The sequence below is a fragment of the Pseudoalteromonas sp. bablab_jr010 genome, assembly GCF_016464105.1.
In the GTDB taxonomy this organism is placed as follows: Bacteria; Pseudomonadota; Gammaproteobacteria; order Enterobacterales; family Alteromonadaceae; genus Pseudoalteromonas; species Pseudoalteromonas simplex.
Window position 1 is genome coordinate 1 of record NZ_JACDWV010000049.1, and the last position, 372, is coordinate 372.

The window sequence follows — 372 nt, forward strand, 5'->3', positions numbered from 1 at the left end:
CGAGCGGCGGACGGGTGAGTAATGCTTGGGAATATGCCTTATGGTGGGGGACAACAGTTGGAAACGACTGCTAATACCGCATGATGTCTACGGACCAAAGTGGGGGACCTTCGGGCCTCACGCCATAAGATTAGCCCAAGTGGGATTAGCTAGTTGGTGAGGTAATGGCTCACCAAGGCGACGATCCCTAGCTGGTTTGAGAGGATGATCAGCCACACTGGGACTGAGACACGGCCCAGACTCCTACGGGAGGCAGCAGTGGGGAATATTGCACAATGGGCGCAAGCCTGATGCAGCCATGCCGCGTGTGTGAAGAAGGCCTTCGGGTTGTAAAGCACTTTCAGTAAGGAGGAAAGGTTAAGTGTTAATAGC

The 372-nt window shown here is 54.0% G+C and carries 1 rRNA gene; it reads left to right on the forward strand.

What is annotated here, in order from left to right:
• A 16S ribosomal RNA gene (locus tag JIG37_RS02610) occupies window positions 1–372 on the forward strand; the annotation flags it as partial.